The organism is Polaromonas sp. P3_C2, from assembly GCF_056402675.1.
In genome coordinates this window covers 1-10,825 of sequence record NZ_JBFUGX010000056.1, presented here as the reverse complement: position 1 = coordinate 10,825, position 10,825 = coordinate 1, and the positions used below count along the sequence as shown (strand labels likewise).

The 10,825-nt window shown below is 64.3% G+C and carries 9 protein-coding genes; 3 read left to right on the top strand and 6 right to left on the bottom strand.

Features of this window, described 5'->3' with window-relative positions; genetic code table 11:
• From AC1DWI_RS04380 to atzF, 6 genes are all read right to left on the bottom strand, one after another.
• Positions 1 to 1,414: AtzE family amidohydrolase (locus AC1DWI_RS04380; protein ID WP_477724432.1), on the bottom strand; the 1,414-nt coding region annotated here is incomplete at its 3' end.
• A complete protein-coding gene (locus AC1DWI_RS04375) occupies positions 1,411 to 1,620 on the bottom strand; it encodes an AtzG-like protein (RefSeq protein ID WP_477670693.1) in 210 nt (69 codons plus the stop codon). The genes AC1DWI_RS04375 and AC1DWI_RS04380, both read right to left, overlap by 4 nt.
• 5 nt (positions 1,621 to 1,625) lie before the next feature.
• Complete coding sequence (locus tag AC1DWI_RS04370; RefSeq protein ID WP_477656435.1) at positions 1,626 to 2,447, bottom strand: ABC transporter ATP-binding protein; 822 nt, start codon at positions 2,445 to 2,447, stop codon at positions 1,626 to 1,628.
• A 158-nt stretch (positions 2,448 to 2,605) separates the two neighbouring features.
• Positions 2,606 to 3,442 (bottom strand): ABC transporter permease, encoded by an 837-nt coding sequence (locus AC1DWI_RS04365; protein WP_477670694.1) that lies wholly within the window; start codon positions 3,440 to 3,442, stop codon positions 2,606 to 2,608.
• A gap of 5 nt (positions 3,443 to 3,447) precedes the next feature.
• Positions 3,448 to 4,467, bottom strand: coding sequence for an ABC transporter substrate-binding protein (locus AC1DWI_RS04360; protein WP_477670695.1), 1,020 nt, complete (start codon positions 4,465 to 4,467; stop codon positions 3,448 to 3,450).
• A 65-nt stretch (positions 4,468 to 4,532) separates the two neighbouring features.
• Positions 4,533 to 6,227 (bottom strand): allophanate hydrolase, encoded by a 1,695-nt coding sequence (gene atzF, locus AC1DWI_RS04355; RefSeq protein WP_477724431.1) that lies wholly within the window; start codon positions 6,225 to 6,227, stop codon positions 4,533 to 4,535.
• Positions 6,228 to 6,479: 252 nt separating this feature from the next.
• On the opposite strand from atzF, the gene AC1DWI_RS04350 reads away from it, so the two are divergent.
• The 3 genes from AC1DWI_RS04350 to AC1DWI_RS04340 all read left to right on the top strand — a co-directional run.
• The gene (locus AC1DWI_RS04350; RefSeq protein ID WP_477724430.1) at positions 6,480 to 7,187 is read left to right on the top strand and encodes a haloacid dehalogenase type II; all 708 of its coding nucleotides are present in this window, start codon (positions 6,480 to 6,482) and stop codon (positions 7,185 to 7,187) included.
• Between the two features lie 76 nt (positions 7,188 to 7,263).
• Positions 7,264 to 9,498, top strand: coding sequence for a malate synthase G (locus AC1DWI_RS04345; RefSeq protein WP_477670698.1), 2,235 nt, complete (start codon positions 7,264 to 7,266; stop codon positions 9,496 to 9,498).
• A gap of 486 nt (positions 9,499 to 9,984) precedes the next feature.
• Positions 9,985 to 10,825: DUF1631 family protein (locus AC1DWI_RS04340; protein WP_477724429.1), on the top strand; the 841-nt coding region annotated here is incomplete at its 3' end.

The window sequence follows — 10,825 nt, the reverse complement described above, 5'->3', positions numbered from 1 at the left end:
GAGCGCGGGCGATGCCGGCTGCCTCCAGCACGGCCGCCACGCGCAGCGCGTGGTCTTCACGCCAGGGCGCGGTGACGAGCTGCACTCCTACGGGCAGGCCTTCATCCGGCCACACCGGCACCGCACAGACGGGCAGGCCTATGCACGAAAAAGGCTGGGTCAACAAACCCATGCTTGGGCGCAGCGGCAGTCGTTTGCCGTTCAATTCCAGCCACTCGGCGCCTATGGGCGTGGCGGCGCAGGGGGTGGCGGCGGCGAGCAGGACATCGAAGTGTTCAAACAGTCCGGCCACGGCCTGGGCATAAAGGCGGCGTACGCGCTGGGCGCGGTCTACCCAGGCAGCCGGAAGCAGGCTGCCCGCAAGAAAGCGGTCACGCGACAGAGGCTCAAAATCGCCGGCGCGGCGCCGCAGGTCGTCCAGGTGCAGGGCGCCGCCCTCGGCGTTGGTGATCAGGAAGGCAGCGGCGCGGCCCGCCTCGACCATTGGCAGCGCCACCGTTTCGCGGGCGCCCAGCGCCTGGGCCACACGCTGCACGGCGGCCCAGGCCTGGGGCTGGACGTAGTCCTGGAAGTAGCCGCCCAGCACACCTACGCGCAGTCCGCCCATGCCTTGCACCAGCGATGGCAATGCCGGCTCGGCGGTGCGCTGTGCGCAGCCGGGGTCGCGGACGGTTGATGGCCCGGCGGCCTCCGGGCCTTGCATGAGGTCATAAGACAGGGCCAGGTCGCGCACAGAACGCGCAAACGGCCCCAGGTGATCCAGCCCGGAAATAAAGGGGTAGCTGCCGGTACGCGGTAGCCGGCCAAAAGTGGGCTTGAGCCCGAACACGCCGCACAGCGAGGCCGGCACACGGATGGAGCCGTTGGTGTCCGACCCCAGCGTCAGCGGTACCTGGCCCGCAGCCACTGCGGCGCCTGAGCCGCCGGATGAACCGCCGGCGATGCGTGTGAGGTCGTGCGGGTTGCGGGCCGGGCCGGCATGGCTGTTTTCGGTGGTGAAGCCATAGGCATATTCGTCCATGTTGAGCGCACCCACCAGCACGGCGCCAGCTGCCTCGAGCCGCTGCACCAGCAGTGCGTCGGCCGTGGCAGGCGTTCGCCCGCGTTCAATGGCCGAGCCCGCCAGTGTGGACAGGCCCTGGATATCAAACAGGTTCTTTACGGCAAAAGGAACGCCCAGCAAGGGCTGTGCTGCGAGGCCGGGCGCATCGACGGCGAGCTGCTGGTCCAGCAGTGCCGCGCGTTGCCGTGCCCGCGAGGCGGTGACTTCGGTAAAGGCATTGACGCGGCCATTGGTGGCGGCTATGTGCGCGAGGCTGGCTTCAATCAATGCGCCTGCACCGACCTCGCGCGTCCGCACGGCCCGCGCCATGGCCATCGCATCGCCGCGCAGGCATTCGGCAGCGTCGCTCATCCGCCAGCCTTGCCGGAAGGCTCAACAGGTACAAACACCGGCGCCGGGTCGTTATGGGCGTCCAGCGGCACGGCCTGCAGCTGCGCGGCAAAGCCGGCGGCCAGCGCGAAGAACTGCAGCACACCGGGCCGGTGTTCCGGATTCAGCGGCAAGTCCAGCGCGGCCGCGGCGGCGTCGACATAGGCATCTATTTGCGCGGGTGTCATGTGGTTCAGCGCCTGACTTCGCGCTGGAATATTTCCAGGCTGAGTTTCTTGGTGCGGATGAAGCTGGCTTCAGACAAGGTCTCCACCGTGCGCGGACGCGCATCGCCGTAGGGCAGGATTTCGGCGACGCGCGTCGGGCGCTTGGTCAGCAGCAGTACCTGGTCGGCGAGGTACACGGCTTCTTCCAGGTCGTGCGACACCAGCAGCATGGTAGTGCCTGTCTGCATGAACACCTCCTGCAGTTTTTCGCGGATGAACAGCGTCATCTCGAAGTCCAGCGCCGAGAACGGCTCGTCCAGGAACAGCACTTCCGGATTGGGCGCCAGCGCCCGCATGATGGAGGCCGTCTGCTGCTGCCCGCCCGAGAGTTCATAGGGGTAGCGGTTCAGGTCGAACTTCACGTCGAAGGAGGCCACGAGTTCGGCCATGCGCCTGTCGACTTCAGCCTTGGATCTGCCTTCAAGCTTGAGCGGGTAGGCGATGTTGTCGATGGTACGCATCCACGGGAACATGGCTTCGCGGTAGTTCTGGAAGACGTAGCCGATCTTGGTGTCCTTGAGCGACTTGCCGTCGAACAGGATTTCGCCCGCGTCGATGGGGATGAGGCCCGCGATCATGTTGATCAGCGTGGACTTGCCGCAGCCGTTGGGCCCGAAGACCGAGACGATCTTGTGCTTGGGGATGTCCAGGTTGAAGTCTTCATACAGCGGCCAGCCCGCAAAGTACTTGGTCAGACCGCGTATGGTGATGTGCGTGCCTGCCGGGCCGGGCTGGAATTCACGCACCGGGACATCGGCGAATACGGGAGCATTAATTACAGCGGACATGTCGGACTCCGGTGGGATCCATGGGTAAACACAGTGGTGAGTGACTGCAGGCCTCTCACCTTCAAGCAGGGGCCGCGGAACCGGCTTTGCCGGGCCGCAGGCGCAGCGGCCCCCTCGGGGGGAAGCGCATTACACGAAGTGAAAAGCGTGGGGGCCATTTATCTTCCACTCCAATGCACGATGCGGCGCTCGGCGATGAGAAACAAAATATTCAGCGCATACCCCAGCGCACCGGCCGCCAGGATGGACGCGTACATGTCCTTCACATTCATGACCTGCTGCGAGTTGATGATGCGGTTGCCCAGGCCGGTGTCGGCGCCTATGAACATCTCGGCAACGATCACGATGACGAGTGCCATGGACACCGCCGAACGCAGGCCGACAAAGCTCGGCTGCAGGCTTTCCCAGATCAACACGTCCTTGAACACTTGCCAGCGCGAGGCGCCCATGACTTTGGCCGCCATGACACGCTGCTTGCGCGCGTTGATCACGCCGTAGGCGCTGTTGAAGACCACGATCAGCAGCGCGCCGAAGGCGGCAATCGCCACCTTGTTGATGTCCGACACGCCGAAAATCATCAGGAAGAGCGGAATCAGCGCCGAGGACGGCGTGGAGCGGAAGAAGTCGATCAGGAATTCCACGCTGCGGTAGGCTTTTTCATTGCTGCCCAGCAGCACGCCCAGCGGCATGCCGACCGCGGCGGCGATCATGAAAGCCTGGACCGTTCGCCACACGGTGACGGCAAAGTCCTTGAGGAGCGGCCCGCCAGCCAGGCCGCTGAGCAGTGCGCCCAGCGCGTCGATCGGTGGCGGCAGCAGGATGGCCTTGATGAAGCCCAGGCGCACGGCCAGGTCCCAGATGATGAAGAGCGCCACCGGGCCGATGAAGGGCAGGGCCTTGTCCAGCGCCGGTTTGCGCTGCACGACGGCCGCCGGCGCGGCCGGAGGCGTCCAGGGTTTGGCGGGCGTTGCCGTCACGGGAGAGGTGGTACTCATGGTGTTCAACCCTTGTAGAGCATGGTGTCTACGATGAGGCGCGAACTGAAGATGCCTTTTTCGGAGAACAGGTCGAAGAATTTCTGGAAGTGCGCCACGTCGGCCGGGGTGAACTCGTTGTACATGGTGTAGGCGGCCAGCGGCACCTCGCCGGTGAGCGGGCCTTCAATGGCGGTGTAGCCCTTGAGGTACTGGCGCGCCTCGACCGACTTGCTTCGCACGTAGGCCACTCCCTTGCCGTAGGCGGCGACGAATTTTTTTGCCGCGTCGGGATTCTTCTTGATGAAGTCGGAAGACAGCGACGCCGAGCCGCCGAACCACGGTGCCATCGGGTCACCCAGTACATAGCGCGCGATGACGCCGGCTTCAAGCACGCGCGTCGTGCCGTTCATGCGGCCTATGGTGCCGGTGGGCTCCAGCGTGTAGGCACCGTCGATCTGGCCGGCGGCGAGCGCGGCCACATGCTGGCCGATGGGCAGCTCGACCACGGTCGCGCCGGTAGCGCCGCCGCGCTCCAGCACGGTCTTGGCCAGCGTCACGTTCTGGATGCCGGGGCCGGAGCCGACGCGCTTGCCTTTGAGGTCGGCCATCACCTTGGCCGGACTGGCCGCCGGCACGATCACCTCGTCGAGCACATTCTTCACGTTGCTGGGGTTGGAGCAGAAGATCTTGAAGGTGCCGGGCTGGGCGATCTCGCCGATGGCGATGTTGGCCGAGCCGGTGCCGTTGGCGGTGCCATCGGCGCGGCCCGAGAGCACCGCCTCCATCACCTGCTGCGCACCGGCGAATTTGAGCGGCTCCACGTCAAGGCCGGTCTCTTTGAAGTAGCCCAGCTCGATGGCTGAGTAGAACGGCAGGCCGGCGGCGATGGGCCAGTAGCCGATGCGTATCTTGGGACCGCCCTGCGCATGCAGGAAGGCGGGCATGCCCAGCAAGCCCAGTGTGGCGCCGGCGGCCGTGGCCTTGAGCAGCGAGCGGCGTGCCGGGCCGTGGGGGGCGGATGACGGTGTGGGAACGGGCTTCATGAAATGCTCCTGCTGGTGATGGATAAGTGGTGAAGGAATGGGTTGATGAAGAGGACGAAAAGCTTTCACGCCTGCGCGACTGGCTTCGGTGAGTCGAGGTAAGCGCGCCAGCCGCCCAGGTGTGTGATGTCTTGTGCACCTTGCAGGGCATGCGCCTCGCAGAGGAAGCCCTGGACGCTGCCGCCGCCCTCCAGCGCCAGCGTGCCTATGCCCAAGGGCGCGGGGATCAGCGCAACGAAAGAGCCGTAGTGCTGCACCGGCATTTCCCAGATTTCCAGCGCGATGCCTGCACCTTCATTGGCCGCCACACGCAGCAGCCCCGGCTTGGGCGGCACCGTGCCCGGCAGGGCGTAAAAGCGGTAGTCTGGCGCGGTGCGTGCCGGGCCCACCAGCGTGGCGCCGCGCGAGGTCAGCTGGCTGTTCAGCGGCATGCCCGAAAGATGAGCGCCCACCACGGCCAGCCTGACCGTGGCCGCCGGCTGGATGCCTGGCAACGCTGCGGGTGCGGGCAGCGCTTCGTTCAATGCGCCCAGCGGCAAACCAGTGGCATGGTGATAGCGCTGCCCCAACTCAGCCAGTTGCCAGTCGCTGCCCGCCAGCCCCACCAGCGTGATGCCGAAAGGCAGGCCGTCAGGACGCAGGCTGCTGGGCACGGAAAGGGCCGCGTAGTCCAGCAGGTTGACGAAGTTGGTGTAGGTGCCCAGGTGGCGGTTCAGCGTGACGGGGTCGCGCTGCATGGCCTGCAGCGTGTAGTGTGTGGGCGCGGTCGGCAGCAACAGCACATCAATGTCACGCCACATTGCGCCCGCCTGCTGGCCCAGCGCGCGTAACTTTGTTTGGGCTGCATACAGGTCGGCAGCGCTGTATTGTTTGCCCGCGCCGATGATGCTGCGCACCGGCTCGATCACCGCTTCTTCATGCGCGTCAAAAAAATCGCGCACGGCGGTGTAGCGTTCAGCCACCAGCGCGCTTTCATAGAGCAGCGCGGCCGCCTCGGCCAGCGGCGCGAAATTGATGGGCACCGGCACGCCGCCCAGGGCCTGCATGCGGGTGACAGCTTCGCCAAAAGCCTGCTCGGCCAGCGCGTCGCCGCAGAAGCCCAGTGTTGAAGGCACACCGAAACGAAAGCCTGCGGGCAAGGCGGTGTCGGCCATCGCCAGCACGCGCGAGTAGGGATCCAGCGGGTCGTAGCCCATGGCCGCTTCGAGCACGCGGRCGGCCGTGGCCACGGTGCGCGCGAAGATGGAGACGCAGTCCACGCTCTGCGCGGCCGGCACCACGCCGCGTGCGCTGACAAGGCCTTTGGAGGGTTTCAGGCCCACGATGTTGTTCAGGCCCGCCGGCACGCGCCCGGAACCCGCCGTGTCGGTGCCCAGCGCGAAATCCGCCTGCCCGGTCGCCACCACGTAGGCGGAGCCGGAACTCGACCCTCCTGATATATATGCCGGGTTGATCGCGTTGGGAACGGCGCCGTAGGGGGAGCGTGTGCCGTTGAGGCCGCAGGCGAACTGGTCCATGTTGGTCTTGCCAAGCAGTTGCGCACCCGCATCGAGCAGCTTTTGCACCACGGCGGCGTGCGCCGTCGGCGTGTAGGCGAAAGCGGGGCAGGCGGCGGTGGTCGGCAGGCCCGCTACATCAATGTTGTCTTTGGCCGCAAATGAGAGCCCGGCCAGCGCGCCGCCGCGGCCGGTCGGGAAAGACGATGTCCTGGTAATCCAGGCCTCGGGAGCCCTGCCGGCGTCCGTGCCTGCAGATGCCATCACCTGCTCAGGTGCAGCGAGCGATTGAGGAGAGTTCGGCGATGAAGAGATGTGCACCAATTGAAAGCATCCATACTTGTGTACAAGATGAGATGCAAGAGCTGTGCCAATCCGTAGAGCCGTCCCGAGCACTGCCGATGACGAAAAGTACTTTGATGTCTGCTTGTCATCCAATTAGGCGCATGAATGTCATGGATAAAGCGATTCTTGGGTAATTAATCGCGCTCGATGTATCAAATACAGTAGAGGCTTATGGAAAAGTCTCGCTCCAACCCACAGCCCAAGCTTCGTGCCGTGTTGTTTGATGCCTACGGCACGCTGTTTGACGTGTACAGCGTGGGCTTGCTGGCGGAGCAATTGTTTCCGGGCAAAGGCGAAGCGCTGGGCGTGCTGTGGCGCGACAAGCAGATTGAGTACACGCGCCTGGTGACCATCAGCAATAGCGGCTCGCATTACCGGCCCTTCTGGGACCTCACGCGCGCAGGCCTGCGTTATGCGTGCAAACRCCTGGGGCTGGATTTGAATGCCGCCCGTGAGGAGCAGCTCATGAACCAGTACCGCCACCTGTCGGCGTTTCCGGAAAACCGCGAGGTGCTGCAGGCGCTGAAGGCGCGTGGCATCACCACCGGCATCCTGTCCAACGGCGATCCCTCCATGCTGGATGTGGCCGTCAAGTCGGCAGGGCTTGAAGGCCTGCTGGACCACATCATCAGCGTGGACAGCATTCGCAAATACAAGACCGCTCCCGAAGCCTATGCGCTCGGGCTGAAAGCCACCGGGCTGGAGGCGAAACAGATCGCCTTCGTGAGCTGCAACAGCTGGGACGCGCTGGCGGCTACCTGGTATGGCTACCAGACGCTGTGGGTCAACCGTTACCAGTTGCCGTTTGAAGAGCTGGGCACGCAGCCCCTGTACACCGGCAGCAGCCTGCGCGAAGTGCTCTCGCTGCCGCTGCACTGATTTCGCAGGCTCGTTCTATTTTTTGTCTTTTAGTTTTTTTGATTCTTCTGATGCTTTTGAGAAAAGGGACCGCACCATGAACACTACAACCAACACACGCACCTCCAGCCACCGCCTGCAGGTCGCCACCGGGCTTTACCGTTTCATCGAAGACGAGGTGTTGCCCGGCACCGGTGTGGCCAGCGGCGCTTTCTGGAAGGGCTTTGATGCCATCGTGGCCGATCTGGCGCCCAAGAACCTCTCCTTGCTGGCAGAGCGCGACCGCCTGCAGTGCGAGATGGACGCCTGGCACAAGGCCAACCCCGGCCCCATCGCAGACATGAAGGCTTACCGCGCCTTCCTCGAAAAAACCGGCTACCTCGTGCCTTCGCCGAAGAAGGTCACCATCACCACCGCCAACGTGGACGCTGAACTCGCCAAACAGGCCGGCCCGCAACTTGTGGTGCCCATCCTGAACGCGCGCTATGCGCTTAATGCCGCCAACGCGCGCTGGGGCAGCCTTTATGACGCGCTCTATGGCACCGACGCCCTTTCCGAGGAAGACGGCGCCACCAAAGGCAAAGGCTACAACCCCGTGCGCGGCGCCAGGGTGATCGAATACGCGCGTTATGTGCTGGACCGCACCGCGCCGCTGAAAAAGGGCTCGCACATCGATTCGACCACCTATGCGGTCAAGGGCGGCAAGCTCGTCGTCACGCTAAAAGGCGGCAAGACAACGGCGCTGGAAGATGCGAGCCAGTTCATCGGCTACCAGGGCAAGGCCTCCGCGCCGTCGTCGGTGCTGCTGCAGCACAACGGCCTGCACATCGACGTCCGCATTGACCGCGGCACGCCCATCGGCAAGACGGATCCGGCCGGCGTGAGCGACCTGGTGATAGAGGCTGCGCTGTCGACCATCATGGACCTGGAAGACTCGGTGGCCGTGGTGGACGCCGACGACAAGGTGCTGGCCTATCGCAACTGGCTGGGCATCTTGCAGGGTACGCTGACTGAAAGCGTGACCAAGGACGGCAAGACCTTCACCCGCGGCCTGAACCCGGACCGTGAATACACCTCACCGAAAGGACCCAGGGGTAAAGCAGTGGTACTGCATGGCCGTTCGCTGATGTTCGTGCGCAATGTGGGCCACCTGATGACCAACCCGGCCGTGCTGTACACCGCCGCGGATGGCAGCACGAAGGAAATTCCGGAAGGCATCCTGGACGCCATGGTCACGACCACGATCGCCATCCACGACCTCAAGCGCAAGGGCAAGGCCGGCATCAGGAACTCGCGCAAGGGCTCGGTCTACATCGTCAAGCCCAAGATGCACGGCCCCGCTGAAGTGGCATTCGCCGCCGAACTCTTCAGCCGCGTCGAAAAGATGCTCGGCCTGCCGGGCAGCACGGTCAAGCTCGGCATCATGGACGAAGAGCGCCGCACCAGCGTCAACCTCAAGGCCTGCATCGCCGCCGCTTCCAGCCGCGTGGCCTTCATCAACACCGGCTTCCTGGACCGCACCGGCGACGAAATGCACACGGCCATGCAGGCCGGCCCGATGATCCGCAAGGGCAACATGAAAATCAGCCCGTGGCTCAGCGCCTACGAACGCAGCAACGTGCTGGTCGGCCTGGCCTGCGGCCTGCGCGGCCGCGCCCAGATCGGCAAGGGCATGTGGGCCATGCCCGACTTGATGGCCGACATGCTCAAGGCCAAAATCTCGCACCCGCAGGCCGGCGCCAACACGGCCTGGGTCCCGTCGCCCACGGCCGCCACGCTGCACGCGCTGCACTACCACCAGGTCAATGTGGCGGCGGTGCAAAAAGACATCGAGAAGACGGTCGACCTGAAGTCCGAAATCGCCCGCCTGCTGCCCGAGCTGCTGCTGGTGCCGGTCTCGCCCGACGCCCAATGGACGCCTGCCGAGAAGCAGCAGGAGCTGGACAACAACGCCCAGGGCATCCTCGGCTATGTGGTCCGCTGGATCGACCAGGGTGTGGGTTGCTCCAAGGTGCCCGACATCCACAACGTTGGCCTGATGGAAGACCGCGCCACGCTGCGCATTTCCAGTCAGCACATCGCCAACTGGCTGCTGCACGGCGTGGTCACGAAAGCGCAGGTCAAGGAAACCTTTGAACGGATGGCCGCCGTGGTCGACGGCCAGAACGCCGGCGACCCCCTCTACAAAAAAATGGCGGGCAACTTCGAGACGTCGGCGGCCTACAAGGCGGCGTGCGACCTGGTCTTCAAGGGCCTGGAGCAACCCAGTGGCTACACCGAGCCGCTGCTGCACGCCTGGCGGCTGAAGGTAAAAGCCGGCTTGTGCCGTTAAGTCTGCGGCAGGGGTGCGGACGGGGGCTTGCGCCTGCTGCAGCCTGTGCCTGACAGAGTCAATTTGCTACTGAATTGATAGCTGTTGGCGCAAGCTGTTATTGGCCTGCAGGCCAAATACTCTTGAAAATCCGGGTTCGACCCGCTGGCGCCGGTGCGCCCCCATGGCGAATGACAGCCGGTCAGGCGTTGATAACCCCTGAGCTTGCGGAGGTGTTGCGCCAAACTGACCTTTACAAAGGGCCGCCGATCTTGCAAAACCGGCCGCTCATCGCCATTCGCGGGATTTAAAGGCTGGTTACGGACCGTTCCGTGTCAAAAACCCTGTAATTCATATGTATGCGTTGGAAACCAAGTGAAACACTTTGCAAGTACTTCAATGAAATCGCGGTTGGCCCTTACGCTAGCGTCTCCCCCCTCTCCGGCCACAGATCGGTTGCAAGCCGGCCGGCAAATGTGATTAATACCAATTTTCCCGAACTCCTCGATGGCTTCGCAACCTGACGTCCTTCAATCCTGTCTTCAGGCGGCTGCCAAAGCAGCCCGGCCTGCGCTGGAACGGTGCATTGATGACGCCGTGGCGGGGCTGCAGATTGCCGAGTCACAAAGCCCAAAAGTGGCCGAGCGCGACGAACTCGCGGCGGCCTGGCGGGGACTTCAACAAAACAAGCCCGTCTGGGTCGTGCAATACCCGGCAGACCTGCTGGTGCATTTCAAGGCGAATGTGGCTGTTGCGGTGCAGGCGGTGCGCACGCCGGCAGCATCTCCAGACCAGCTCGCTGCTTCAGCCGCAGCCGCATCCAGCACCTTCGCCGCCCTGTCTTATGCCAGCTTCGCCCTCGTCGACGACGACGATGTGTCCCAGGCCATTGAATCGTCACGGCTGCTCCAGCTGGTGCTGCCGGCGGTCGACCACGTCCTCGCCGAACTCAACAAACTGATCAGCACAGTGCAGGGGCTGCCGAATGTGCGCCCGGAGCTCAATCCGCTGCGCCCTGAAGTGTTTGCGCAGACCCTGCGCGAAATGATCACCGCAAGCAATGCGGGCCCGGCCATCGTTTCGCTGTGGCTCAGGTATCTTGCCGAGCCTCTGGGGCGCGAACTCGGGCAGGTCTACGAACGCCTGGTTAACCAGCTGGAACTTGCCAACGTACAGGGCGCCAGCTACCGCGTATTGCAGACCCCTGCGAGTGCAGCCCCCAGCAGGGCCAGGGGTACCGGCGGCGCAGGTTCCGGGTCGGGCGCCGGTACCGGAGGCGGTGAGGGCGGAAACGGTGGGGGCTCCGTCGAATCCGGCCGCCACCAGCCGCCCCCGCAATATGCCGACC

Coding starts and splice junctions, on each gene's coding strand:
- AC1DWI_RS04365 (WP_477670694.1), bottom strand. CDS start 3,442: ATGAGTACCACCTCTCCCGTGACGGCAACGCCCGCCAAACCCTGGACG.
- AC1DWI_RS04375 (WP_477670693.1), bottom strand. CDS start 1,620: ATGACACCCGCGCAAATAGATGCCTATGTCGACGCCGCCGCGGCCGCG.
- AC1DWI_RS04370 (WP_477656435.1), bottom strand. CDS start 2,447: ATGTCCGCTGTAATTAATGCTCCCGTATTCGCCGATGTCCCGGTGCGT.
- AC1DWI_RS04345 (WP_477670698.1), top strand. CDS start 7,264: ATGAACACTACAACCAACACACGCACCTCCAGCCACCGCCTGCAGGTC.
- AC1DWI_RS04360 (WP_477670695.1), bottom strand. CDS start 4,467: ATGAAGCCCGTTCCCACACCGTCATCCGCCCCCCACGGCCCGGCACGC.